Here is a 25340-nt window from a genome sequence, read left to right on the forward strand (position 1 = left end):
ATTCCAGAAGCTTAGGAAAATACAAATTTTGTATTTAGCCGTTTTATCTCCTTAAATTCAGGGACATAAAACTTAACATCGTTATTTTACTACCAAAGTGAAGATCCAGGCAAAGTAGTTTGGTAATAAGCTAAATCCCTAGAGATTAATGATTATCAATAAAAACTGCTAATGGTTCATCTGCCCAATTCTACATCTATGACGGACAATCCCCCTAACTAAAGTGGGATTAAAGGGGGTAATTCCTTTGCCGTTATGCTCTGGATAGCGGGAATTTATAGTTGGTTGTGGGAATTTTCTTTTTACATATCTTGCTGATACTTCTGGCAAGAGATGCACCAATTAAATGATTTTAAATCTATCTAAAGCTAGATGAATTCATTGTTAAAGTGTCTTTAATATACATAAAGGCAGTTGACTTACAACTAAATATAGCTAATTGCAAAACCAAGTTATGGTATCTTTTCAGTTTTAAGAATGGTGAGTGATTTTTCACTCACCACGCTACTTAACTTCAAAACTCAAAACCACCAACTGCAGATTACAGTGATTACCACTAAGATAGGCGCTGTTGGTAATGGCTAATAATCTTTGCTGTGACTTCAGACTCGCTTAAACCATCGGTTTGAATTTCCACAGCATCTGCTGCTTTTTGCAAGGGGGAAACTTTGCGATTGGTATCTTTCCAGTCACGTTCAGCGATGTCCCGTTCCAGCTGCTCTAAACTGACTTCGGGTTGACCTTGTTTTTTAAAGTCTTGCTGTCGGCGACGTGCGCGTTCACCCACAGAGGCGGTGAGAAAGATTTTGACTTCGGCATCGGGGAACACATGAGTACCGATGTCTCGTCCTTCAGCTACTAAACCACCTCGTTTACCCCAGCTTTGCTGCTGTTTAACCAGTGAGACCCTGACTGAAGTCTGGGCGGCGATCGCAGATACGTTAGATGTCACCTCAATTGTGCGAATTGCCTGGGTAACATCAGTACCATTAATCCAAACTTGCACCGGAGATTGTAGATCCTGGGTGGGAGTCAGTTCAATTTTACACTGATTGACTAATTCAGCGATCGCACAATCATCATCAATGGCAATGCCCATTTGCAGTACGAGCCAAGTCACAGCCCGGTACATTGAGCCTGTGTCTAAGTACACCAAGCCTAGATTTGCTGCCACTTGACGAGCCACCGTAGATTTACCAGCACCGGCGGGCCCATCAATGGCGATGATGGGTTGGCGTAGGTGTAGCCCGTCGTAGACATCGCGCAAGATGGTATTGTCAATCAAACGTGTAGAACCAAGACGAGCTGCGATCGCCAGCATTGCTTCCTCCTCAACTTTTTCTAAAAACATCAACGTAGTCGGATCAACCAATTCAATATATTCCACGAAAATAGTGCTAACCGTTGCTATTTCTTGCCACACCAATGCTATGAGCTGACTGCTGTGACGAACGCCTGCCTTAAACGCAGCTTCAGCTTGCCGCAAGCCGCGAGACAACACTGTTGCCTGCTCTTTTTCCGTTGCAGTCAAATATTGATTACGAGAACTCAAGGCTAAACCTGATGCCTCTCGCACCGTTGGACAAGCAACAATCTCTACTGGCAAATTCAAATCAGCTACCAGCCGTTTAATAATCGCCAGTTGCTGACCATCCTTTTGACCAAAGTAGACTCGGTCAGGCTGTACCAAGTTGAAAAGCTTGGTGACGATCGTCGCCACACCCTGAAAGTGACCTACTCGAGAACGACCACACAAGCCTGATATCATAGCAGATGGAGGGATTACTTGCGTAACGTGAGATTCTTGTATATTCTTCGGGGGAACTCCAATTTCTTCCGGAGTCGGCGCGAAAATCGCATCTACTCCAGCTTGTTCACAAAGTTTTTGGTCTTGCTCTAAAGTGCGAGGGTAGCGTTGATAATCCTCGTTGGGGCCAAATTGCAGGGGATTGACAAAAATACTGACAATCACCGTCAAATTTTCCGAACGCGCTCGTTCAATTAAGCTTAAATGACCTTGATGTAACCCTCCCATTGTTGGCACTAGACCGACCACCGTCTGGTACCAGCAAGTCATGTCATCTAGTAAATCCTCTGGAACCGTAAGTTGGTTTGACTTTCGACGGTTAGTTAAATAGCAGCGTAAAGCTGCGACTGTTGTCAGCAGGCGCACAAAATTCCCCTAGTTCTACTCTTGCCTCTCCCCCGTTAGTTTATATCTGAAATAGGGGGAAGGGATGCTTCAACTAGGGGAATTAAGTCATAGTGAATAGCGAATAGAGCCTAGAGAATGATTTGTAGGGGTGAGGTTGAGTGTCAACCTCACCCCCCTTTATCTTCCCAAGATGTCAATTTGTACTGGTGCAATGCCACTACCGATCATTCCTAAAATCCGAGCAGCACCGGCAGAAACGTCAATAATTCGACCTCCAATGTATGGGCCCCGGTCATTAATTCGCACGACGACAGAACGACCGTTGCGGGTATTGGTAACACGGACTTTTGTCCCCATAGGCAAGGTGCGATGGGCTGCTGTTAAGCCTTCAGGGTTATACCGCTCACCGCTAGCAGTTTGGCTGCCAGAACCATCATAGCCATACCAAGAAGCTATGCCTGTGAAGTTGATTCGCACTCCACCAACGGCAATCTGTTGTGGTAGCTTTGGTATGGAGAATGGTGAGCGCATCGGCAGGTTAGCAATTTGACTTAAGGGAGATGCTTTGCCGATGAGTCTCCGCAGGCGATTGGTTGCTTGCAATGCGTCTTGTGCCAGATTTTTGGTGGTATCTGCTAATCGCGTGTCTTGATTGATTTCCACCAACTCCTGGTCGTTAATTTTGATCGTGTAGCGATCGCCTAGTTGCGCTTGGACAGAGGAACCTTTGTTCTGGGCAAAATTTGCGACGGTCGATTTGTCCCCTGCTTTCCAACTTACGGTAATTTGACTCGCGTCCACATTGTCCTGGATCAGCTGGTTGATTTTAGCTGCTATTACACCAGCTCTCTGTACCGGGTCATTGTCAACTGAGTTAATTACATTCCTAACATTCTCTACCTTGGGTGAGTTGCTACTAATAAGGGCGTACGATTGTACGCCCCCATAATTTCCAATTGCACCAACTTTTGTTGGACTACTGGCAACTTTTGAGGAACTCAGAAAGGTGAGAACAGGAATATTTCGGATAAAAAGGGTTGCTGCCTGCCGACCTCCAACACTGTGAGGATGAATTTCTGTAATCACAGCATCCGAGGTCAGGTTCCCTACTGGGGATTGATACTCTCCGACTTTGACCACATCAGTTGCAGGTGGTTGTTCAGAAGCTAGAGCAATTCCCTTAGTAGTTTGAGTCTGATCCATTAAAGGTATCCCTAAAGCAGTCAGAAACAGGGCGACAATAGTCCACAAATATCTTTGATTCATGCGTCCGATTTTTAAAGCGAGTGTAGAACTGAAGTTTTATGATTCGCGGGTTTTTCACCAAATAGAGAGTGACATTCCCTCTAAAACTCGAACTCGTTCCGCTTTCACTTTGTTGTTTATAACTGCAACAGACTAACACGAACCTTTTGGCTTGGGGATCAGGGTTTTATCGTAAGTCTTAGTAACTTTCCCCAATTTAAATCGTGTTTTTTAGGGCAAAACCTTTCTCAACTGCGGACTTTGGCTATGTAACCTTTTTTTTCAAAGGTAAACAATTTCTTAGCAAAAGTTAACATTAAGAAACTGCTAAAGCGAGGGATTGCTATTTTTAGCTGTTCACAGCGCTCTTTGCCCACAATGTATCTTAAATAACATTTACATTGCTCAAATTTAATCTCCAGTAACATCAATTTTTAATTCTAAACCCATGATAAATATTTAAATAATTTATTTCATTAAATATTCATTTTTATTCAAAACCCTTACTTTACAGTACTTAAAGCAAATTTCAGGATTTTTAGGAAATTGAACTTGATATTCTTTTAGCTGATTTTTGCACTATTTAACACTGATGGTGACGCTGCTAAATTTGAAGATTATTTTGTTATTTAGGTAACTTTAAGTTTAAGTAATATAAGCTAGAGAATCTGGATACAGCCCCAGTATATATTTTCTCTCATCCGAAAAAAACTAATGATGAGATAATGAAAAAGGTTAAGGGGCGGCGGTAGACAATAATGTCCTTGTATCAAGCAACACACTTAGTAGTGTTTATTTCAAGTATTTGCCCTAGTATTCTTTGTGAGATCCAGCTTTCAGCCCTATGGCCAACCCAGGAGATTTAGAAATAGTTCCATCACCATTTCCAGCAGTTCTCAACGAGTTGCATTCCGAGTACAAATCCCTGCAAGAGGGTGCAGTAGCGAACTATATTCCGGAATTGGCAAAGGTAAACCCCGACTTGTTTAGCATCTGCATTGTTACAGTCGATGGGCAGATTTACGAAGTTGGGGATTACTTGCAGCTATTTACTATCCAGTCGATTTCTAAGGTGTTTGCTTACGGACTTGCTTTAGAAGATCATGGAAGGGATTATGTTTTAACTAGGGTGGGTGTGGAACCAACAGGGGAGGCATTCAACGCCATTATCCTAGATGAGCAGTCAAAACGACCATATAACCCAATGGTAAATGCTGGGGCGATCGCAACTACCAGCTTAATTAAAGGTTCTGGTGCCACTGAACGCCTCAACCGGGTGCTGGATATGTACCGCCGATATATCGGACGGGATGTGTTTGTCGATATATCTGTATTTACTTCAGAACGCAGCACAGGACACCGTAACCGAGCGATGGCGCACCTAATGCTGAATTTTGGCATGATTGACCAAAATATTGAAGAGTCCCTGGATCTTTATTTTCAACAGTGTTCGGCGATGGTAAATTGTCGGGATTTGGCAGTGATGGCGGCTACTTTAGCGAATAAAGGTATCAACCCGTTGACAGAGGAACGGGCTGTAGATAGCCGTTATATTAAAGATATTCTCAGCGTTATGTACACCTGTGGGATGTACAACTTTGCTGGCGAATGGGCTTATAAAATTGGGATTCCGGCTAAAAGCGGTGTTTGTGGGGGAATTATCGCCGTTGTCCCGAACCAGATGGGGATTGGGGTATTTTCGCCACTGTTAGATAAACGTGGTAACAGTGTGCGGGGGGTAAAGGTGTGTGAGGAACTTTCCCAACGCTTGGGTTTACATCTGTTTGAGTGTTCTAATTCCGGTGGGAATTTTGGCGAAACGGTCTTTAAGCCATCTGGGGATGAGTAGGATTGGCGCACTACTATATATAGTGGAAAAATCTCAAGCATTGCTGTGCCCCTACTGTGTGTTACTTAAGCATTTATACTTTAAGTACAAGGGCTAGGCTTTTCCGCGTTTTTGCTGCTGAGTACATAATATAGATATATGCTTTTGCTCTCTTCGTTTTACAAAAGAGTTTATTGAACGAACCGCAAAGGGCGCAAAGGACACGAAGGAAGAAAGGAAGAAGAGTTAGAGAGAGTTTTTGCGTGAGTTATGGTGAATTATGATAATTTTCGCCATGTCGGATGTTTCTTTTTGGCAACAAATTAGGTAAGCTAGTCTTGACAATTACCCAGTGTTTTGCATCTTGCTATCTTGTGAAATAGTTTAGTCGGCTATTTTTTGGATTAATTTACAAAAGTGTGCAGGATAAACTCATGTTCCTCAGTATCGAGCAAATTAGCGAGTCTCTTAAATATTTGGAACAGGTACATCCTTTTTTCGGAGTGACTTTTTTAGTGTGCAAAAAGGTAGATATGCCATTAAAATATGCTAGTCAAATAATTGTGTTCAGGGAAGATTAGATTGGCTAATGCCCTACTGTAAACAAGAGTATTCCTTTGAGTATTTAAAAAGTAAAGTGCCGTTTATTGCTTATGAGTTAGAGCGTCAAGAGTTGGTAGAATTAGATAAGATAGCAAAAATCATGAAAACAAAAGCTTAATTTTTATTATATAGCAATCCTAAATTATTCATAAAAAGTTTGATTTCTCTCTTTCTTCTCTTTTCTTTGCGGTCTACAGCCCTTTGGGCAAGAGCCTACGGCACGCTTCGCGAACGCTGCGCGCGTGCGTCCTTTGCGGTTTGTTATCAAAATATTTTCACAAATCAGATAGGATTGCTATAGCTGAAAGAGACGCATCAAAAAAGCCTGAAAAGAGGGTAAATTTGTACGATGCTTAAGTCCTAAATTCATACTTAAATTCAGGAATGCCAGAAATTTGTTAAACCACAGATGAATTATCTAGATGTCTCTGTGGTTTCAATATTTGTACTCAACTCACGGTAATGACTACCCCGGCGCTTTCATTGGCTAATCTGTCTACTGCACATACGGAGTATGTTCCTGGTTGCACTGTGGCAAAGGTGGTACCAGCAGACAAAATTCGCTGGAGTGTCCAAGTATCTCCAGTTTGCCGATAAAGTGTCCAAGAACGAACTGGTCGATTATCACCAGGCTGCCAATTAAGCTTACGGTTGTTAACTTGCAGTCCTATGGGTGGGGACGGTGGTGTTGCATTTTGCCACGACATACTCGGCACTATTGCCGGTTGGGAATAAAGGGAATTTTTGAAGTTATCGGCGATGTTTTGGCGATTTTCGGTGAGGGAACTCATACTGTAGAAGATATTCCCTAGTGACAAGTCTTTCTTTAGGTTGCGAGTAATCTTGATTTGCTTGTCAATTTCCTCATCTTTCCATGCTTTGCCGTCTAGTTGGGCGATATTATTACCGGCGTAAATGTGCCGCTGCTTGGTGTTTGCTTCTGTCCACCATTTCAGTAATGCTTCGTAACTCTGTTTTGGTTGGTCGGTGCGCCAATAGAGTTGGGGGGCGAAATAATCAACCCAGCCTTGTTCTAACCATTTCTTGGAGTCTGCATATAGGACATTATAGGCATCTAAACCGGCAATACCGGCTGGTTGTCCGGGGCGGTAAATGCCAAAGGGACTAATGCCAAATTTTACGTAGGGCTTTGTGGCTTTTATTCCTTGGGATAGACGCAGCACCATTTGGTTGACATTTTCTCGCCGCCAGTTTTCTAAGCTGAGGGTACCGCCGGCTGATTTGTAGGCTGTGTAGGTTTTTTCATCGGGGAAAGACTTTCCAGCGATGGGATAGGGATAAAAATAGTCATCTAGGTGAACGGCGTCAATATCGTAGCGCTGCACAACATCGAGAATGACGTTGTAGGCCCTATCTTGAACGACTTTTGAGCCTGGTTCCATCCACAACTGATTACCCCATTGATAAACAACTTCGGGGTTGGTGATTGCGATGTGGGGGCTGACGTTGGGGGAACCTTTGATGCTGGTTTTGGCGCGGTAGGGGTTGAACCAAGCATGAAGTTCGATATTGCGTTTGTGACATTCAGCGATCGCAAATTCTAAAGGATCATAAAATGGTTCTGGTGCTCTACCTTGAGTTCCCGTTATCCATGCACTCCAAGGTTCTAATTGAGAAGAGTACAACGCATCCCCCTCTGGCCGCACCTGCAAAATCAGTGCATTGAAGTTCATCCCTTGCAATTGGCTGATAATTTGCACTAATTCTGCTTGCTGTTGGGCAACTGTCAGTCCAGATTTAGACGGCCAATCACTATTCCACACAGATGCTACCCAAGCCCCCCGGAACTCCCGGCGATGACTGACTTTGACAGTATTAGACGGTGTGGGTATTGGTGTTGGTATTGGTGTTGGTATTGGTGTTGGTGTGGGTGTGGGCGTTGGTGTGGGTATTGGTGTGGGTGTGGGTGTTGGCTTTGGTGTTGTTACAGCATTTGGGGGAACCACAATGTAGGGAGAGGAAATCTTTTCAGCTTGTCCCAGATACACCAAAGCTTGATAAATTATCACCGCTACATCTGCGCGAGTAGCCGCTATATTTGGGTTAAATAATTTGATATTTGGATAGCTAGCAACTAATCCTGCACGAGTGGCGATCGCCACTTGATTTCTAGCATAACCTGCTATGCCAGCCCCATCTTGATATATTTGCGGCAGTTTACTCAGCAAATCAGGTTCTACTTTAGCCGCCATCTCTAAGCCATTGACCAGCGAAACGAAGACATCACCTCTAGAAATCCTGTCACTGGGGCGCAGACGCTTATCAGGGTATCCAGCAATAAATCCTGTCTCGTAAGCTTTTTTAATCGGATTTATCGCCCAGTGACTGCCAGGGACATCAACAAAAGGCACATACTCCCGCTTTTTAGGTAGGGTAAAGACTGCCGCAATCATGGCAGCAAATTCAGCGCGAGTCACTGAGTTATCTGGGCGAAATGTCCCATTAGGATAGCCATTTAAAAAGCGACGCCCTGCTAAGGCTTCAATGAATAGCCTTGCCCAATGATTTTGAATATCTGAGAAGGGCCTAGAAGTAAATACCATTATTGATTGCAGCTAGCTGGCCTGATTTTAATTTAGCAGCATGATACCGCAAACGTCTATCCGAAACACCCGGCACAGAGAATTTTGTGAGTGTAGGCAAACAGTAAAACTCGCGATATAACCAAAAAGAGGTAGTGCTGGATCTAACAGGTGAGAAAACGCCCCCTAATTTACATCTTATTTACACTTAGCTTAGTTGGTATTCTAGGCGGTTCTTACGTCTGGGAGCAATTACCAACATTCCCCTGCGGAAAATGGGGTTTTGTTGTCAGTAAAAGTAAAAAATATTATATTACTCCTGAAAAAATAGTGATTGAGCCTTGGCGTGGTCGGCATCAGGTATACGGTATATTCATGATTCCTGATGGATATATACGCGACCATTTGGTTACCATAGAAATACCAGAAAAGCCGACTTACTGTGGAATTCTGCTATTTCCTAGCAATACCTATGGTGGTATTTATGCCAAGCCTGGACATTACCTAATGAAGGGATATTTGCAAACTCGCACTACCCTAGAGCTAATTTTTGAAGGTAAAATAAATCAGCTAAAGCAACCTAGTAATTGGAAATTGGGTTACATCAAAGAAAAACGAAAATGATACCCCTTCACACCAGCATCCCTGCAATACAAGCAGTGATAAAACTGGCGAGTAATCCGCCAATCATAGTTCTTACACCCATGCGAGCTAAATCTTGTTGGCGGTTTGGTGCAATTCCCGCAATCCCGCCAATGGTAATCCCAATGGAGCCGATATTCGCAAAATTACATAAAGCATAAGTAGTAATAATCGCTGCACGCTGGGAAATTTGGTGGTTTTCAATTAGTTTCCCTAAATCCACGTAAGCCAAAAACTCATTAAGGATGGTCTTTTTACCCAATAACGCTCCCACTTGGCCGCAATCAACAAAAGGTACACCCATCAACCAGGCCACGGGAGCCATAATAAAAGACAATATCCACTCCAACGAAAGCTGCTGTAAACCAACAAGGGCCCCCAACCATCCCAGCAGGGCATTGACAGCAGTCAACAATCCCAAAAAGGCAATAATCACTACCCCGACGTTAACTGCTAGCCTGACACCATCAATCGCTCCTGTGGTAGCCGCATCAATCACATTCGCGTAATGGCTTTTAATTTCCATCTGGGCTTTACCAGTAGTTTCCGATATTTCAGTTTCTGGATAAAGCAATTTTGATACCACCATTGAAATAGGGGCAGTCATAAAGAAAGCTGCAATCAGATGTTCTGCTGGGATGCCAAAGGAGAGATAAGCCCCTAGTACCCCACCAGCAATTGTGGCAAAGCCACCAGTCATCACTGCATGAAGTTCTGATTGCGTCATCTTGGCTATATAGGGTTTAACCATCAGCGCTGATTCTGTTGGCCCCAAAAAAATGTTACCAGCACAGGATAAAGACTCAGAACCTGATATTTTCATCGACTTCATCATTCCCCACGCCAGTACATTCACTACCCGTTGCAAAATGCCGTAGTGATATAAAACACTAATAAATGCGGAGAAAAAGATAATGGTGGGCAGTACTTGGAAGGCAAAGAAATGATCCTTGAAATTTTCGCCAAAGACAAATTTGGCACCGACATCGGACAAAGCCAAAAAATTACTGGCTACATCCCCCAGTGATTTAAACACATTCAAACCCCAGGGAGTTTTGAGAATCGCCAGGGCTAAGACAAACTCTAACCCCAACCCCCAGGCTACTGTTCGCCAACGTACAGCATGGCGATTGATAGAGAAGGCGTAGGAAATGCCAATAAAAACAAATATTCCCAGGGCGGAAATGGCGCGTTCCATGTAAACTCCCAAAATATAGATGCACCGCTATATAAATCCTAGACAAGTCTAGACATTTACTTCTTACTTCAATGGGAGCATGGGAGCGGTTATCCCACCCTGCGGGATCTTGCTACAGTAAGCTTACACGCTGTAGCCAAACGTGATAAATTAATTGCTGCATTTAGATCCCTATCCATCTCAAAACCGCAGTGCTCACAGTGATAAGTTCTTTGGGACAAAGAAAGTTTTTCTTTCTGATGTCCACAATCAGAACAGGTTTTACTAGATGGATACCATCTATCTGAACTAGTCTAAAACCCTTTTGCCTCTTGCCTTATCCCAAGGATAAATATTCACAAACCCATCACTGTGCGGTAATGCGGTTCAATTTGCGCCACAGTTTGAGATTTGCGCGATGTCTCCCACTGACTGCGGTTAAATAATTCTTGCCGCAATTCGTCAACATTTATGGTAGTAAATTGACCATTGCTAATAATTTGTTTACCATTTACCCAAGCACTAGCAACAACATTGGTGGGACGTCCTAAAACTAATAAACCGATGGGATCTGTCCGGGGCAATAATGATAAGTTGGTGAGGTCATAAAGTACCAAATCTGCTTGTTTACCAACGCTGAGAGAACCGAGTTTGTCAGCTATATTCAGTCCTTTTGCTCCCCCTAAAGATGCCATTTCTACTGCTTGTTGGGGTGTAATCCAATACTGATAATCTAAGTCTGTCACATTGTGCAAGATAGAACCAATTTTGATCGCTTCTAATAAGTCTTGGGAGTCATTGCTAGAAGCACCATCACAACCAAAAGTCACATTTACCCCAGCTTGACGATATTTTAAAATTGGGGCGATGCCGCTGCCTAAACGCAGATTACTCAAGGGATTGTGAACAACTGTAGATTGGGTTTCTGCCAGAATGGCGATATCAGCATCAGTTAACCAGACACAATGAGCTAAACTTGTGCGATCGCCTAAATAGCCAATTCGCTGTAAATGTGCAACAGCAGTACAACCATACTTCTCTAAGGCCAGTTTTTCCTGGGCTTTGGTTTCCAGTAAGTGAGAGTGACGACACAGATGATAGCGATCGCTTAATTCACTACACCCGGCAAATAAAGCATCAGTACACAACTGAATCCCCGTCGGTGCAACCAAAATATTCACACCCTCCTCTGGGCGATGAAACTGCCGCACCGCTTCTTCTATAATTTCCAGGGTAGCCGCCGTTGAGCGAAAATAAGGCTCATGAATTGGGGTGGATTCTCCCGATGGCATACCGGCAGTGATAGATTCATCTTGAATCAAGGGGGCGATAAAGGCGCGAATTCCCACTTCTCGATAAGCACGAACAGCGGTGGCGATGGTTTCTAACTCTTGTCCGGGAATTAACACCAGATGATCTACCACACTCGTTCCCCCAGAAAACAGGGTTTCTACCGCTGTTCCCAAGGCGCTGAGATATACCTGTTCAGGATCGAGGGGAGCAAAATCATACAGTTCTGCCAGCCATAATTCTAAAGGCAAGACAGACATAATTCCCCGTTGCCACATTTCTGAAGAATGGGTGTGGGCGTTGAAGAACCCAGGCAACAACAGTTTATTTTTCCCATCAATTGCCGTACCAATTAACTCTATATTAGGGGCGATCGCCGCGATTTTGCCATCTACCACCTGCACATCAACGGTTGCATAACCATCTTCAACAGCAATTAACACATCTTGGATAGTAAAATTCACCATAGCCTCCCTCCTAAGTTTCCATTACTGCTATGTCTATTGAAAACCTTAGGATTTTAACCTTAATTAAGGAATCGAACGCTTAACAGATTTTTAGGCTACAAAGTAAAAAATGGTGTTGGGCGTTGAAATTTATGAATCTACCTATTCGGACATTGGGCGTTGCACCAAATGCTTGGGGTGTGAATCAAGATATCGCAGATATTACTCGTCCTCCAAAGACGCCACAACCCGTTATTTTATCGACAGAAACGAAAACTCTGCGCCTAGACTTGGCAAAAACTGCCATCCTGATTATCGATATGCAAAACGACTTTTGCCACCCTGATGGCTGGTTAGCGCATATCGGCGTTGATGTCAGTAGGGCGCGTCAACCCATCGAACCCTTACAAACCTTACTTCCAGCACTTCGTGCCGCAGGTGTTCCCGTCATTTGGGTAAATTGGGGAAATCGTCCCGACTTACTCAATATTAGTGCCAGTTCACTCCACGTCTACAACCCCACAGGCGACGGCGTCGGATTGGGCGATCCTCTACCAAAAAATGGTGCTAAAGTACTCATGGCAGGTAGTTGGGCGGCGGCGGTAGTAGAGGAACTCCCACAACTACCGACAGATGTCCGCGTGGATAAATACCGCATGAGTGGGTTTTGGGATACTCCTTTAGATAGTATTTTGCGGAATCTCGGAACAACGACAATATTATTTGCTGGCGTCAATGCGGATCAATGTGTGCTAACTACCCTGTGTGACGCCAACTTTTTAGGATATGACTGTGTGTTAGTTAAAGACTGCACTGCTACAACTTCGCCGGCATATTGTTGGCTGGCGACATTATACAACGTGAAACAGTGCTTCGGTTTTGTCACTGACACAGCAGCAATGTTAACAGCCCTAAATAACTCTGAATCAACAGAGGGGAATAAATAAATGTACGCTACTCGTTGTGTAATTCCGGTGATCAAATCTCCTAAAGATTACCAAACATATCGCATCAGTCCCCAAGATTCCAATCGGTTAGCGATTATCTTTGATTCAGCAAACGCTAATACTTCCTTAACTTGTTGTGTAGAAATATTTGATGTTGGTGGAAAAACACCGCCCAATCGTCATCAATGGGCATTGGAAATGTTTTTTGTCCTCAAAGGGGAAGGAATGGCGATTTGTGATGGTAAAAATATGCCAATCAAAGCCGGAGATAGTTTATTAGTCCCTCCCACTGGCACACATTTGATTAAAAATACAGGTGCTGGTCGCTTGTATACTTTAACAATTATGGTTCCCAATGAAGACTTTTCAGAACTTATTCGCAGTGGTATTCCAGTGGATTTAGATGAGGAAGATTTGGCAGTGTTGGGGAAATATGATTCTCTGATACCCTGTTAAAAGCTGACAGAATTCAAAATTCAAAATTCAAAATTCAAAATTCAAAATGAATACAGCTTTTGCCATTATGTCGCCAATGCTGGACGATGCTGAATCCACGGGTTAGCGGCTTCTAGTTGGGCTGCAAGGCTGATTAGGGTAGCTTCAGCGGCGGGTTTGCCAATTAGCTGCACACTCATGGGTAAACCATTACTATCAAAACCTACAGGAATTGCGATCGCCGGTTGTCCAGTGGCATTTGCTGGTGGACAAGGTGCAACCCAGCGAATAACCTTTTCAAATGTCTCTTCTGGCGTCAAATTAGCCCATTCGCCAACTTGAATCGGTGAATGCAGATAAACTGGCAACACCAGCACATCGACAGTATCGAAAAACGCCACTATTTGCCGTGAAACTATCTGCATTTCGGCAACTGCTTGCAGGTACTCAACTACAGAAACCGTTTGTGCTATTAGCCAGCGGTTCATCAGCTGCAATGCCTCTGGTGGAATTCCTGAAGCAGCTACTCCAGCTTGCCAGACGATTTGAAATGGTTCAACTAAACCACTAAAATCTGGGGATTTCTCCTCAACTTGGTGTCCCAATTGCGCTAATAACTGGACTGTTTGTAAAACAGCTGCTTTGCAGTTGGCGTCAGCTTCCCCTATAGAAGTGATGCTAGTACCATAAGCAATTCGCAAACTACCCAATTTTGTCTGAGTGGCGGCGAGAAATGATGGTTCTGGATTCGGCAACCAGTAAGGATCACCGGTGACATAGCCGGATATTACATCCAACAAGGCAGCTGCATCAGCCACAGTACGGGCAATTGGGCCATTGGTAGCAATCCCAGCGAGGCGATCGCCAAATGGTGCTTTTGTCACTCTTCCCCGCGATGGTTTTATCCCCACCAACCCGCAACAAGCCGCAGGGCCCCGAATCGAACCACCACCATCAGAACCTTGAGCGATCGCACTTAATCCTGCTGCTACTGATGACGCTGCACCACCACTAGAACCGCCAGGGGTGTAGTCCAAATTCCACGGATTTCTCGCTGGGGGAAATCCCACAGGTTCGCTGTAAGGAAGTGAACCTATTTCTGAAGTTGCGGTTTTGCCGAGAATAATAAACCCAGCTTGTTTAATCCAAGTCACTACCCCATCATCAAAGTCTGAGATATTATTGATCAATACCGGATTCCCATAACTACAGCTAACACCCGCCACAGCGTTGAGGTCTTTTATGGAAATCGGCACCCCAAAAAATGGTGGTAGTTCGGAAGTAGTCGTCAGTAATTCTGTTTTGGCTTTGGCATCGGCTTCCGCCAATTCTGCCGTTACCGTAAAATAACTTCCCAATTGCGGATTTAACTGCCCAATCCGTTCTAAATAGATTTCCACTAACTCTAGCGGCGATACTTCCCCACGACGGATGAATTTTGCCAACTCTAATGCTGGGGTAAAAGCTAAATCAATCTCATTCATACAATTACCAATTCTCAAGTTAGAGGATTTATCTATCTTCTATTTTTTAGCAAGCCATCATTTGCAAATGCTTATGTCTAACGACACAAACTTATCCACAAAGCCCTAAAAAAAAAGCGAAAATAAACAAATAGCCAAAAACAACAGGGGGATAACCACAATCATATCCACCCAAAACCGCCTATGGATAGTAGAAGAATATCACCCCATGATCAATGCTGGTATTTTGACCTCTAATGATCAAGTATATCTTCTAGATATAGTAATCCTATTTGATTTGCGAGAGGCTCAGATCCCCGACTTCTTGAAGAAGTCGGGGATCTTTTATCTTTTTGTTCGGAACTCATTTAGGATTGCTATAGTCGTTTCCATGCAGCTACAACCCAGCACCTTGGCAGAATTAGAAAATGCGCTTCCACAGGGGTCGGATTTTGATCAATTGAGATTTTTTAGGACTTACGCATCAAGCACAAAATGTAGGGGCAATCCATGAATTGCCCCTAGGGTAAATTAGGGATTTTACGTCATTTTTGCGTAACAATATTTGGGATAGTTTAGTTTGTGGATGGCTCTACATTAAACTTGCGTCCGGTCAGTCAAAATCTCATAACCCATTTCTGTCACCAAGACTGTATGCTCAAACTGAGCCGACAGGGCTTTATCCATCGTTACTGCTGTCCAGCGATCAGATAATATCCGCGTATGTTTAGAACCTGCATTTAAAATTGGTTCAATTGCTAATGTCATCCCCGCACGCAGTTTGACATTTGCCATCTCCCTTGTTCGGTAGTTGAACACCGAAGGTTCTTCGTGCAAGTTACGACCAACACCATGTCCAGTGAATTCTTCCACAACAGTAAAACCATTCATTTTCACATGGTCTTCAATTGCCCCCGCCAAGTCAAGCAAGTATGCACCCGCTTTGACTTCCTCAATACCTTTATAAAGGGCTTCTTCAGCTACGCGAATCAATTTAGCCGCTTCTGGTGTAACATCGCCCACCGCAATTGTAATGCAGGAATCACCATGAAAGCCTTGGTAATAAGCGCCGGTATCTACTTTTAATACATCTCCAGTCCGAATCACTTTTTTGGGACTGGGAATGCCGTGTACAACTTCATTGTTAATGCTGGAGCAAATAGAAGCAGGAAAACCGTGATATCCTTTAAAGCTGGGTGTTGCATCCATTTCCCGGATGCGTTTTTCTGCATAAGCATCCAAATCAGCCGTAGTCATTCCTGGTTTTACCAACTCAGAAATTTCTTTGAGTACCGTTGCCACAATTTTTGCTGATTGCCGCATGATATCAATTTCTCGCGGCGATTTAATTTCAATTCCTCGGCGTTGTCTTTTTTCAGATTTCGGCTGAGTTGTTTGAGAAAGCAAGTTACTGAGAATGTTCATAGCAAATTAATAATTACTGGTGATTCACCGCTTAAGTATCAATATTAGTTGACAAAGAATATCTTTATTTAAGTTAACTTATTTTGCACCCAAGAGTACCAGGTTTGGCAAGAAGGTTGTTAACTGGCGTTTTGTGGAGTTTGATATTCAGTTGGGTTTCTTGGAAACAAATAAGTTTTTTAAATATCGATTTTCCGCAAATTGTCAGACTTTACCTTTTTTCTCAATAAGCCCCTAGGGTTATCAAGATTATTGACAATAATCTCAATAATTTAACGAATTTACGTTTTTTCAGCCATTGATATTGACCCCTTGACTTTTTGTGGTATTGTATTTGTATAATGGAGAAGTCTTGCTATAAGAAAAATTCATCCAGAAAATTGAGCATTTCCTTATTAAGTCTACGACCATAGCAGCAGAGAACCTCAATTAAGAATTAATAGTAATTACTCTAGTCATACCCCCTTCCGTATGTCCCGGTATTGTGCAACCTAAGCTATAGGTTCCCGATTTCAGCGGCACTACTACCCATTCTGCCTCAGCACCAGGTTTTAGTTCTAGTTCGTGGATAGCTCCTTTAATTTCTACTTTGCCTGCTTCAACTTGACGCTGATGGCCCAGCTGTCACCACTACGATTTTATCTGGGTGGAGTAACTCACGGGCTGCTTGATTAACCTGAGCAAGGGTGACTTGGTGGATTTTTTGAGTAAAAGAGTGCAATTCCATTTTAGAGAGTCCATACACCTGATTCATCACCATTGTGTCTGTTAATTCCTCTGGATTTATCAGAGAAACCTTGTAGTTACTGGTTAAGGTGCCTTTAGCCGTTTCTACTTCTTGTTGGGTAACACCTTGCTGATGGATTTGTTGTAGTAGTTGACGGGTGCTGGCGATCGCTTGACTGGCATCTTCTGGGCTAGTTTGCATCTCAATCAAAAATGTGCCGACATTTTTTCCGGCTTGGAAGCTGCTATAAATTCCGTAGGTTAAACCCAGGCGATCGCGCACTTCTGTTCCCAGCCTACTCGATAGGGTATCACCACCCAAAATCTGATTCAACACCAAGGCTGCATAAAACCGGGGATCTTGACGGTTAATACCTGAATAACCCATATAAGTAATGGCTTGGGCTTTACCTGGGAGAACTGGATTGACACGCACCAGTTTTTTTGGCATTGACACTGTCGGATATTTGATTGTTGGTGGTTGACCCCTCACTTGCCAGTCACTAAACTTAGCCTGAAGAAGCGATCGCACGATATCCACATCAAAATCTCCCACCAGGGCTAGCACCATCGTATCTGGACGATAATGTTTTTCCTTAAAAGCAATCACATCCTCACGTTTAATCCCCTGTATGCTTTTCTCTGTAGGAAAGGTGTGCAAGGGATGATTTTTTGGGTAAATCGATTGCACAAATACTTTTTTTGCTACTTCTTGAGGATCATCTAATTGTAAGTTAAGAGCAGTTAAAGCTTGTTGGCGATTCAGTTCCAACTCTTTTAAAGGAAAGGTACTGTTTTTGACAACATCTGCCAAAGTCGCCAGCAAAACAGGTAAATCCCCCGCTAAACTATTACCCTGGATCCGCACACCTTCCCGATATGCTTCAAAATCCAGACTCGCTCCGCGTTCTTCCAAAGTTTTAGCAATATTCAATAAACTCTTGGTTTTAGTACCATTCACCAAGCTGTCAGCCACCAGAGACGCCAGTCCGGCTTGATCATCTGGGTCAAATTCCATACCGGCTGTGATGTGTCCACTTAAAGTCACAGTAGGAGTACTCTTGTCTGATAACAGTATTACCCGCAGACCATTGGCAAAAGTGAATACCTGGGGCAATGCTCGTGTCAGGGTGTCTGTAGATGGCGGTACCGGCGGTAAGTACTTCATCACCTCAGATAGAAGCTCTGGTGGGCCAGGAGAGAAATTTTCTGTAGTTTGTGCTAATTGTGGTTTAGGGCCGATTCCTTTTGTCTGTTTCTGGGTTGGTTCAAAAAAGCCGACTATCCGTGCTTCTGGTTTCAGGTATTTGTTGACCACAGCCACAATATCCGCTGCTTTTACCTGACGGACAGCGGCTAAGTAACGGTCTGTATAGTAATAATCATCAGCAGTAGTCTCATCATTGCCCAATTGCATTGCCAGACTTGTGATATCACGATTACTTAAAATTACAGATGCGATTAATTGAGTTTTAGCTCGTTCTAATTCCTCAGATGTTACCCCTGTTTTTGCTAAATTAGCGATCGCCTTTCTCAGCCCTGAGTCAATAGTTGTCAAATCCTGATCAGGAGCCGCAATCAACAACATTTCATACCAGCCAGATTCCCGCAAACTCGTCACACCAGCTGTAACTTCACTGGCTAAACCCGATTCCACCAATACCTGATACAGGCGAGAATTCCGTCCCTCTGTCAAAATGTAATCCATCACAGCCAAGGCTGGCACATCCGGTTGATTCCCCTCCGGGAGTGGATACACCACTTGCAACATTGGCCCTGCTCCTGGTTCTCGCAGTACAATAGGAGTGTTAAGTCCTGAGTTGTGAGTTCTGATTTGATCTTTTGACTTACCCCTCCTCTTGGGTATTTTGCCAAATATCTCTTTAACTGTTTCCAGGGTTTTTTCCGTGGGGAAATCTCCCACAACCACTAAAACAGCATTATCGGGACAGTAGTAGTTGCGGTAATATTTCCGTACCTGCTCAACCTCAAATTTGTCAACATCGGCTTTAGTCCCACCTACAGGTAAGCCATAAGCATGATCAGGAAACACTACCCCCATCACGGCTCGATTTAGGCGGTATTCTGGGCTATTTTCATAACCCTGTAACTCAGATATTACTACCCGCTTCTCACTTGCTAATTGCTCAACATCAATCAGAGAGTTTTGCATTCTGTCTGCTTCGAGCATCAGCAGCGCTTTCAGTTTTTCCCGTTCCGCAGTGTTGTAATATGCTGTCTGGTCATAGCTAGTGAAAGCGTTGGAGTCACTGCCTAAAACACTAAATAACCGTCCAAATTGAATCGGACGGTCTTTGGTACCTTTAAACATCATGTGTTCCAACAGGTGAGCAATGCCATTTACTCCCGGTTCTTCGTTGCGCGAACCAACTTCATACCATACCTGAACAGTAATTACTGGTGCATTATGTACTTCTTTTGTCAAGACAGTCAGACCATTTTCTAGTACTGTCTTGAGGACGTTGTCTGTCACTGCCGGGGTATTGATTCTTTTTGCAAAGAGTGTTAGTGGCAGATTTTCCCAGTTATATCTAAGTTTATCTTGGCTAACAACAGGCTTGTGGCTTAACGCCAACACTGCAATTATCCAAACACTCAACATTAATAATAGAAAACGATATCGACGCAAGGTGACAAACACAGACATATCTTTGGCAGATACATATGTAAAATATATTACATATTTATTTTGGAGTAAGACTATATTCTATTCTTGATCAAAAATTCTGTTATCTCGGCAACATTCTGGAAAAAGATTCTTGTATCCGAAAGAGGGCTAAATGTGGAATTAAACCCTGTACTATGACTAATTAAGCACCACGGTAATATGTCTTGACAAAGAATACTAGCATATTGCCAGCCACAAGCAAAAGCTAAATGCAACAAGATTGGGCGTTGGGTATTGGCATAATTCCTTCTTCCCTTCCAGGTCTCTCTTCCTTAACCTAGTTTGGGTAAAACCCGGATCAATTCCAGGGGTAAGCCATCAGCATCAGCAATGAAAGCGACTTCAAAAAGGCGATCGCCTATTTGTTGCTGCATCGGTTCTAAAAGTATCTTCAGTGGTGACAATTTTATTACTGGTTGACTCTCTAGCACCACAGCCAAACGTGCTTTTAAACCATTCAACCAACTAGGTAAATCTGGTGTGATCTCCGTGAGATCAAAAGAAAGGTGATAATAGCCCACATAATGCTCGTCTGCAAAAGCATCTGGGGCTGGTTTCGGTTCAGGAATTTGGATCAGTTCAATTCTACCCCCCAATCCTTCCATCCAGCAAGCTAGAGTGTAGCCAGTAGTAAAGCGTTCCGAGCAGGTAAACCCCAACTGCTCATAAAAGGCGATCGCTCGATGAATATTTGCAGTCCGAATAGAAGCGTGGTGCATAAGTCAGTCCTTAGTCCTTAGTGCTTAGTCATTAGTCATTAGTCACTTGTAAAATGACCAATGACCATTGACTACTGACCACTGACCATCACTCAAATAACCGGAAATAAGGATAGCGCACTGGCACACCAGGCTCCTTTTCCAAATCAAAATTAATCACTTCCCAGCAAGGTTCCTCCGCAGCATCAGGGCTAAACTCGACTGGTAAGCCGTACAGTCTTGCTACTGTAGTTTCCGGCACTCCTGTACGCCAAGGCGCACTGCGTTCTAAATAACCACTCATCAATTCCTGATAGCGTCGCGCAATAATCACCCTTGTTGCTCGATAGCCTTGGGTATACAACTTATCTAGCGCTTCGTGAATTTCAAACCGAATACCATCAGGATGAGTATGTTGCCGATACCATTCGCTGTTCCACCTCCGCCAGTGACGCCCCGACTGTAGATGGATCAATTCTCCATTTTTCGGATTAGCCTCAAAAGCGCCATGACGCGGACATAGATAAGTATCTGTTAATGTCAGCGCTGGAATAGTCTGGCGACAGTGGGGACACTGTATTTCGGGGCCAAACATTGGGTACTGCAAGCCTGGATTCATCATGAAGTGCGTACAAACATAGTTTTGTCTTCACCAGCACCAGTTGGTTCGATTTTACACTTCGACTCCGCCACTTTGGGTTACTTGTTCACTGCTGCACAGACCCGGAGTTGCCGCTGGAACAATTCTCACTCTGATCTTCCTCAAGATAGAGGCGAGACGCCGTGATATCCTGGTTTTGCAACCAGCCTCAAAGGTTGGAGTTTTTCCAGTGTTCCTGGGTACCATATTCATATTCTATCGTGTCTAACTCCTCTTACTGGACATCTCCCGATTTTTCTCAAGCTGCCTTCATTGCAGCCAATGCTGTAGTTATAGGTTCGGTAAACATAGCCTCAGGAGTAAGCATCTGGTATGGAGCAGTGGTACGGGGAGATGTAGAACGCATTGAGCTTGGCGAATTCACCAACATTCAAGATGGGGCAATCCTACATGGTGACCCAGGTTCGCCAACAATCTTAGAAGATCATGTTACCGTAGGCCATCGGGCTGTGGTACATTCAGCCTACATTGAACGTGGAAGTTTAATTGGCATTGGCGCAATAATTTTAGATGGGGTCAGAGTGGGTGCTGGTAGTATCATTGGTGCTGGTGCCGTAGTCACTAAAAATGTACCGCCCTTGTCTCTAGTCGTTGGCATTCCTGGCAAAATACAGCGTCAAGTCACAGCCACCGAAGCCGAAGAACTGATCGAACACGCTAAACGCTACCAAAAATTAGCCTTGGTTCATGCTGGTAAGGGTAATGATCTAGGCTTTCTCAAGCCCTAGCAAAGAGCTATTTAGTAGCTGACTAACGCCTAAACTTTAAAGATTCTTTACACATCAGGCAAGCATTCTTGCCCACTTCAGCTAAAAATAAAAATGAGAGCAGTTGACAAAACTTAAATAACAGAGGGTTTGAAGATATGGACATTGATTACCGTGTAGCGATTGTTTTAGCACCAATAGCTATTGCTGCTAGTTGGGCTGTATTCAACATTGGTGCTGCGGCTTTAAGACAAGTTCAAAACTTTTTGAACAAAGAAGCTTAAACTCGGCATTGGGTAATGGGTAATAGTGAAAAAGGTAATAGGTAATAGTTCTTTCCCAATTACCTTTTTCCAATTACCTTTCTCCCATTCATACTTTTATGGATCTAGATTCTTTACTCCAACCCTTTCAGCACTTTGGTGTCCATCTGGGACTCTCGCGCATTGTCAAATTATTGGCAAATCTCGGCAACCCCCATGACCAAGTCCCCATAATTCACGTTGCTGGCACTAATGGCAAAGGTTCCGTCTGTGCTTATCTTTCTTCTGTACTTACCGAGGCTGGTTATCGCACAGGACGCTACACTTCCCCCCATTTAGTCGATTGGACAGAACGCATCTGCCTCAACGAACAACCAATTCCCTCGGAGGCTTTATGTCAATTAATCCTACAAGTTCAAGCTGCCATTGATCCTGATGAAGAATCGCCAACTCAGTTTGAGGTAATTACCGCAGCTGCTTGGTTGTATTTTGCTCAACAGCAAGTCGATATTGCAGTGGTAGAAGTCGGACTAGGAGGGCGCTTAGATGCTACTAATGTCTGTTCCCAGCCCCTTGTGACCATAATTACTTCCATTAGCCGCGAACACTGGCAGCAACTAGGCCCCACTGTCGCCGACATTGCCAGAGAAAAAGCAGGTATTCTTAAACCTGGTTGTCCTGCTGTGGTTGGGCCATTACCACCGGATGCCCAAAAAGTTGTGCTATCGGCTCTTAACACTAGCGCTTCTCTGGGAGACACTCCGCCAACCCAAGAGCCTATTTTAGAATTACAATCCCCTATTTTTACCCCTCAACCTGCCCATCAAATCGCTACAGGATGGGCAGAATATGAAAGAATTCAAAATCTAAAATTCAAAAATCACAATTCAAAAACTCTTAAATATCCTTTAGCATTACAAGGACAAATTCAGTTAACTAATTCCGTTTTGGCTTTAGCTGCTTTGGAAATACTCCAAGAAAAGGGTTGGCAAATTTCTGAAGCAGCCATAATCAATGGTATGGCAAAAACTAAATGGCCAGGGCGGATGCAATGGGTTACTTGGAAAAACCATAAATTATTAATTGATGGCGCTCACAACCCAGCCGCAGCCAAGGTTTTGCGCGATTATGTCAATACTTTAAACCCACGCCCTAAGCCTCAGAGTCACGAGGGAAAAGAGACAACTCAGCACTCTGTCAATTGGGTGATGGGAATGCTCTCTACCAAAGAACATCAGGACATTTTTCAAGCTTTACTCCGTCCAGAAGATAAATTGTATTTAGTGCCAGTACCAGATAGTAATTCGGCTGATATTGCTGAATTAGCAAAGTTAGCTGGTGATATCTGTCCAGAATTGCGCTTTTGCAGCACATATCCAGATTTATCATTAGCATTAGATGCTGCTTTTACTCCAACAGATAACTTGGTCGTTTTATGCGGTTCCCTATATCTAATAGGGCATTTTTTAGGAATGGGTAATGAGTAATAGTTGCTCCCAATTACCAATCAGGATTTAAGGATGAAAGGATGTGCAGGATTAATCTAGATGATTCTCCAATCAATCATGTTCATGCTTTAATCTGAGAATCTTGCTCCCAATCAGGATTTAAGGATTTTTGGATGTGCAGGATTAATCTTGATGATTCTCAAATCAATCATGTTCATCCTTTAGTCTGAGAATCTTGCTCCCAATCAGGATTTAAGGATTTTTGGATGTGCAGGATTAATGTTGATGATTCTCAAATCAATCATGTTAATCCTTTAATCTGAGAATCTTGCTCCCAATCAGGATTTAAGGATTTTTGGATGAGTAGGATTAATGTTGATGATTCTCAAATCAATTATGTTCATTCTTTAGTCTGAGAATCCTGCTCCCAATCAGGATTTAAGGATTTTTGGATGTGCAGGATTAATCTTGATGATTCTCAAATCAATTATGTTCATCCTTTAATCTGAGAATCCTGATCTTCATTACCGATTATTCCACTGTTGCGCTGCATCTTCTACGGCTTTATCTACTGTCTTTTCACCTAGCATAGCTGCTTGCAAGTTCTCGTAAATTGCCTTTTGCAGTTTTTTGAAATCCTTGAGTGTCGGGGTTAATATCTCTGAGTGTTGTAGCTGTTTAGCACTGGTAACTCTTGCTTGTTCAACTGTTGTGGCATTAGCTGCAACCTCTCGAAAGTAGCTGTCAGCTAGTGCTTTGATTGTCGATGGTAGAACATTCGCAGCTTTAGCAAAAGCTAGCTGGTTTTCGTCATTGGTGACAAATAGGGCAAATTTCACAGCGGCGTCAGGGTTTTTGGACTCGCGGGGAATAACTATGTTCATCACGGCGACATTTTTCTTGCCTGTATCACCTGTGAGTTGGGGAGCTATAGCCGAAGCTTGAGCGATTGTCGGGGCATTATTAGCGATCGTCTTGAGAAATTCTGGGCCAGAAGCTAACAACGCTGTCTGACCAGCTTGGTATAAATCAATAGCATGACGATGTCCCTGTGTCAATGATTCTTTAGGAAGCAGCCGTTTTTTATACATATCTACCCAATATTGAAATGCTGCCTTGCCTTGTGGGGAATTAAACGCCGCTTTACCCTCGGTATCTACTAGTGTAACTCCCATCTGCACAAAGGATTCCAGCACTTCGCCGGAATCTTGCGGTACAAAAGTCACAAAAAATGCATATTTCCCTGTCTTATCTTTAATTTGTTGTGCCACTTTGGCTAATTCTGCGTAAGTGGCAGGCGCTTTGCTGATACCTGCCTGTTTTAATAAATCGGTGTTATAAATAGTTAGCCGGGTGGTGAGGTACCAAGGAATCCCAAAGCTCTTGCCATTGAGCGTGCTTGCCTTCCAGATATTTGGCAGATAGGAGGAGCGTACGTCCTTTGAGACTTTTGCATCTAAATCTAACCAGGCATTTCGTCCTGCAAGTTGGGAAGCGAAATCTGGGTTGAGGTTGACAACATCAGGTGGCGTTTTTGCTGACACAGCTGTTAAAATTTTGTTCTCCATAGCAGCCCAAGGTATATCCACCCAGTTAACCTTGATACTAGGATTTCGAGATTCAAATGTTGCAATTAAGCTTTGGAAGTAGTTGGTAAACTGGGGTTGGAGTTGCATTGTCCAAAACTCAATAGTTGCTGCTTTAGATGAAGCTTGTTTTGTGCCTGTGCCAACGTTAAGAGTGCTGCAACTTACAATCCAACTGGTGAATAAGCCAAGCAGTACACAAACAGTTAGCTGTTTAAATTTTCGCATTTTAATCATCGTACTAGTAGTTTTACGGTTGATCGGGGTGAAAAGTTATGTATAGTTGTCGAGATTATAGGCTAAATCAATTACTTGATACCAAGATCGTTTTCAATAGTATTTAAATTTTCCATTTAGCAATCT

Annotated in this window: 19 protein-coding genes and 2 pseudogenes; 8 read left to right on the plus strand and 13 right to left on the minus strand. The window is 43.3% G+C overall.

Features of this window, described 5'->3' with window-relative positions; genetic code table 11:
* Window positions 1–556 precede the first annotated feature (556 nt).
* Complete coding sequence (locus H6G32_RS20295) at window positions 557–2173, minus strand: bifunctional pantoate--beta-alanine ligase/(d)CMP kinase (RefSeq protein ID WP_190461509.1); 1617 nt, start codon at window positions 2171–2173, stop codon at window positions 557–559.
* Window positions 2174–2332: 159 nt separating this feature from the next.
* A complete protein-coding gene (locus tag H6G32_RS20300) occupies window positions 2333–3421 on the minus strand; it encodes a septal ring lytic transglycosylase RlpA family protein (RefSeq protein ID WP_190461511.1) in 1089 nt (362 codons plus the stop codon).
* An 823-nt stretch (window positions 3422–4244) separates the two neighbouring features.
* On the opposite strand from H6G32_RS20300, the gene glsA reads away from it, so the two are divergent.
* A complete protein-coding gene (gene glsA / locus H6G32_RS20305) occupies window positions 4245–5249 on the plus strand; it encodes a glutaminase A (RefSeq protein ID WP_190461513.1) in 1005 nt (334 codons plus the stop codon).
* Window positions 5250–5817: 568 nt separating this feature from the next.
* Window positions 5818–5949 (plus strand): hypothetical protein, encoded by a 132-nt coding sequence (locus H6G32_RS27155; protein WP_255502582.1) that lies wholly within the window; start codon window positions 5818–5820, stop codon window positions 5947–5949.
* A gap of 331 nt (window positions 5950–6280) precedes the next feature.
* On the opposite strand, the gene H6G32_RS20310 is transcribed toward H6G32_RS27155, so the two are convergent.
* Entirely contained in the window at window positions 6281–8395 is a 2115-nt protein-coding gene (locus H6G32_RS20310) for a glycoside hydrolase family 10 protein (protein WP_190461516.1), read from the minus strand.
* Window positions 8396–8545: 150 nt separating this feature from the next.
* Here H6G32_RS20310 and H6G32_RS20315 point away from each other — a divergent pair, with 150 nt between their 5' ends.
* The gene (locus H6G32_RS20315) at window positions 8546–8998 is read left to right on the plus strand and encodes a hypothetical protein (RefSeq protein WP_190461518.1); all 453 of its coding nucleotides are present in this window, start codon (window positions 8546–8548) and stop codon (window positions 8996–8998) included.
* A 7-nt stretch (window positions 8999–9005) separates the two neighbouring features.
* Here H6G32_RS20315 and H6G32_RS20320 read toward each other — a convergent pair whose 3' ends face one another.
* From H6G32_RS20320 to H6G32_RS20330, 3 genes and pseudogenes are all read right to left on the minus strand, one after another.
* Entirely contained in the window at window positions 9006–10214 is a 1209-nt protein-coding gene (locus H6G32_RS20320; protein WP_190461520.1) for a NupC/NupG family nucleoside CNT transporter, read from the minus strand.
* A gap of 89 nt (window positions 10215–10303) precedes the next feature.
* Window positions 10304–10498 (minus strand): annotated as a pseudogene (locus tag H6G32_RS20325) (zinc ribbon domain-containing protein); the annotation flags it as partial.
* Between the two features lie 51 nt (window positions 10499–10549).
* Window positions 10550–11947 carry an amidohydrolase gene (locus H6G32_RS20330; RefSeq protein WP_190461561.1) on the minus strand — a complete coding sequence of 466 codons (1398 nt, stop codon included), beginning with the start codon at window positions 11945–11947 and terminating at the stop codon, window positions 10550–10552.
* Window positions 11948–12081: 134 nt separating this feature from the next.
* Between H6G32_RS20330 and H6G32_RS20335 the strand changes: the two genes are divergently transcribed.
* Both H6G32_RS20335 and H6G32_RS20340 read left to right on the plus strand, forming a co-directional pair.
* Window positions 12082–12876 (plus strand): cysteine hydrolase family protein, encoded by a 795-nt coding sequence (locus H6G32_RS20335; RefSeq protein ID WP_190461522.1) that lies wholly within the window; start codon window positions 12082–12084, stop codon window positions 12874–12876.
* Window positions 12877–13332 carry a cupin domain-containing protein gene (locus tag H6G32_RS20340; RefSeq protein ID WP_190461524.1) on the plus strand — a complete coding sequence of 152 codons (456 nt, stop codon included), beginning with the start codon at window positions 12877–12879 and terminating at the stop codon, window positions 13330–13332.
* Window positions 13333–13397: 65 nt separating this feature from the next.
* Here H6G32_RS20340 and H6G32_RS20345 read toward each other — a convergent pair whose 3' ends face one another.
* From H6G32_RS20345 to H6G32_RS20370, 6 genes and pseudogenes are all read right to left on the minus strand, one after another.
* A complete protein-coding gene (locus H6G32_RS20345) occupies window positions 13398–14795 on the minus strand; it encodes an amidase (RefSeq protein WP_190461527.1) in 1398 nt (465 codons plus the stop codon).
* 576 nt (window positions 14796–15371) lie between these two features.
* On the minus strand, window positions 15372–16199 hold the full coding sequence (gene map, locus H6G32_RS20350) for a type I methionyl aminopeptidase (protein ID WP_190461529.1): 828 nt from the start codon (window positions 16197–16199) through the stop codon (window positions 15372–15374).
* A gap of 429 nt (window positions 16200–16628) precedes the next feature.
* Window positions 16629–16808: pseudogene (locus H6G32_RS20355) on the minus strand (sulfocyanin-like copper-binding protein); the annotation flags it as partial.
* The gene (locus H6G32_RS20360; RefSeq protein ID WP_190461531.1) at window positions 16798–19593 is read right to left on the minus strand and encodes a M16 family metallopeptidase; all 2796 of its coding nucleotides are present in this window, start codon (window positions 19591–19593) and stop codon (window positions 16798–16800) included. The pseudogene H6G32_RS20355 and the gene H6G32_RS20360, both read right to left, overlap by 11 nt.
* A 293-nt stretch (window positions 19594–19886) precedes the next feature.
* The gene (locus H6G32_RS20365) at window positions 19887–20333 is read right to left on the minus strand and encodes a VOC family protein (RefSeq protein ID WP_190461532.1); all 447 of its coding nucleotides are present in this window, start codon (window positions 20331–20333) and stop codon (window positions 19887–19889) included.
* Window positions 20334–20421: 88 nt separating this feature from the next.
* Window positions 20422–20931 (minus strand): TIGR02652 family protein, encoded by a 510-nt coding sequence (locus tag H6G32_RS20370; protein ID WP_441306994.1) that lies wholly within the window; start codon window positions 20929–20931, stop codon window positions 20422–20424.
* Between the two features lie 242 nt (window positions 20932–21173).
* Between H6G32_RS20370 and H6G32_RS20375 the strand changes: the two genes are divergently transcribed.
* The 3 genes from H6G32_RS20375 (at window position 21174) to H6G32_RS20385 (ending at window position 23430) form a co-directional block, all read left to right on the plus strand.
* Window positions 21174–21701, plus strand: a complete 528-nt coding sequence (locus tag H6G32_RS20375) for a gamma carbonic anhydrase family protein (protein WP_190461537.1) — start codon at window positions 21174–21176, stop codon at window positions 21699–21701.
* A 137-nt stretch (window positions 21702–21838) separates the two neighbouring features.
* Window positions 21839–21964 carry a photosystem II protein Y gene (locus H6G32_RS20380; RefSeq protein WP_190461538.1) on the plus strand — a complete coding sequence of 42 codons (126 nt, stop codon included), beginning with the start codon at window positions 21839–21841 and terminating at the stop codon, window positions 21962–21964.
* Window positions 21965–22062: 98 nt separating this feature from the next.
* Window positions 22063–23430 (plus strand): bifunctional folylpolyglutamate synthase/dihydrofolate synthase, encoded by a 1368-nt coding sequence (locus tag H6G32_RS20385; protein ID WP_190461540.1) that lies wholly within the window; start codon window positions 22063–22065, stop codon window positions 23428–23430.
* A 485-nt stretch (window positions 23431–23915) separates the two neighbouring features.
* On the opposite strand, the gene H6G32_RS20390 is transcribed toward H6G32_RS20385, so the two are convergent.
* Window positions 23916–25214 carry an ABC transporter substrate-binding protein gene (locus H6G32_RS20390; RefSeq protein WP_190461542.1) on the minus strand — a complete coding sequence of 433 codons (1299 nt, stop codon included), beginning with the start codon at window positions 25212–25214 and terminating at the stop codon, window positions 23916–23918.
* Between the last annotated feature and the right edge of the window lie 126 nt (window positions 25215–25340).

The sequence above is a fragment of the Cylindrospermum sp. FACHB-282 genome (genome assembly GCF_014697195.1).
In the GTDB taxonomy this organism is placed as follows: domain Bacteria; phylum Cyanobacteriota; class Cyanobacteriia; order Cyanobacteriales; family Nostocaceae; genus Cylindrospermum.

Bases quoted from the DNA above. Each gene is read 5' to 3' on its own strand.
- H6G32_RS20345 (WP_190461527.1), bottom strand. From the start codon at position 14,795: ATGAATGAGATTGATTTAGCTTTTACCCCAGCATTAGAGTTGGCAAAA.
- map (WP_190461529.1), bottom strand. From the start codon at position 16,199: ATGAACATTCTCAGTAACTTGCTTTCTCAAACAACTCAGCCGAAATCT.
- H6G32_RS27155 (WP_255502582.1), top strand. From the start codon at position 5,818: ATGCCCTACTGTAAACAAGAGTATTCCTTTGAGTATTTAAAAAGTAAA.
- H6G32_RS20370 (WP_441306994.1), bottom strand. From the start codon at position 20,931: ATGAATCCAGGCTTGCAGTACCCAATGTTTGGCCCCGAAATACAGTGT.
- glsA (WP_190461513.1), top strand. From the start codon at position 4,245: ATGGCCAACCCAGGAGATTTAGAAATAGTTCCATCACCATTTCCAGCA.
- H6G32_RS20310 (WP_190461516.1), bottom strand. From the start codon at position 8,395: ATGGTATTTACTTCTAGGCCCTTCTCAGATATTCAAAATCATTGGGCA.
- H6G32_RS20320 (WP_190461520.1), bottom strand. From the start codon at position 10,214: ATGGAACGCGCCATTTCCGCCCTGGGAATATTTGTTTTTATTGGCATT.
- H6G32_RS20335 (WP_190461522.1), top strand. From the start codon at position 12,082: ATGAATCTACCTATTCGGACATTGGGCGTTGCACCAAATGCTTGGGGT.
- H6G32_RS20360 (WP_190461531.1), bottom strand. From the start codon at position 19,593: ATGTCTGTGTTTGTCACCTTGCGTCGATATCGTTTTCTATTATTAATG.
- H6G32_RS20365 (WP_190461532.1), bottom strand. From the start codon at position 20,333: ATGCACCACGCTTCTATTCGGACTGCAAATATTCATCGAGCGATCGCC.
- H6G32_RS20300 (WP_190461511.1), bottom strand. From the start codon at position 3,421: ATGAATCAAAGATATTTGTGGACTATTGTCGCCCTGTTTCTGACTGCT.
- H6G32_RS20390 (WP_190461542.1), bottom strand. From the start codon at position 25,214: ATGATTAAAATGCGAAAATTTAAACAGCTAACTGTTTGTGTACTGCTT.
- H6G32_RS20340 (WP_190461524.1), top strand. From the start codon at position 12,877: ATGTACGCTACTCGTTGTGTAATTCCGGTGATCAAATCTCCTAAAGAT.
- H6G32_RS20380 (WP_190461538.1), top strand. From the start codon at position 21,839: ATGGACATTGATTACCGTGTAGCGATTGTTTTAGCACCAATAGCTATT.
- H6G32_RS20385 (WP_190461540.1), top strand. From the start codon at position 22,063: ATGGATCTAGATTCTTTACTCCAACCCTTTCAGCACTTTGGTGTCCAT.